At 58.3% G+C, this 278-nt stretch carries 1 protein-coding gene; it reads left to right on the top strand.

Annotated features, from left to right (window positions below; translation table 11 throughout):
• Positions 1-44 precede the first annotated feature (44 nt).
• The coding region (locus C481_RS20195; protein WP_275040077.1) for a CARDB domain-containing protein at positions 45-278 on the top strand (234 nt) is incomplete at its 3' end.

The raw sequence follows: 278 nt of genomic DNA, 5'->3' as shown, positions 1-278 counted from the left end.
ATATGGAGCTCACCGCGACCACCAACCTCGACGCATCCGACAGCATGGACGCTGCACTCGTCGACGGTGAAGGTCCAGTGATCGGCCTCGACGCTGACGGCACTGACGAAGCTATTGTTGGTGAGAACGCCACGCTCGACGTGACCATCAGCAACAGCGGCAACGCCTCTGATGAGGTCAACGTTGGCGTCGTCATTGGCGGCGAAAACATCGAGAACACCACCGTTTCGCTTGACGCTGGTGAAGAGTGGAGCAACAGCTACGACTACACGTCTGAC

The sequence above is a fragment of the Natrialba asiatica DSM 12278 genome, from assembly GCF_000337555.1.
Lineage (GTDB): Archaea > Halobacteriota > Halobacteria > Halobacteriales > Natrialbaceae > Natrialba > Natrialba asiatica.
The sequence above is the reverse complement of the archived record's forward strand: the minus strand, read 5'-3'. Positions and strand labels throughout refer to the sequence as shown.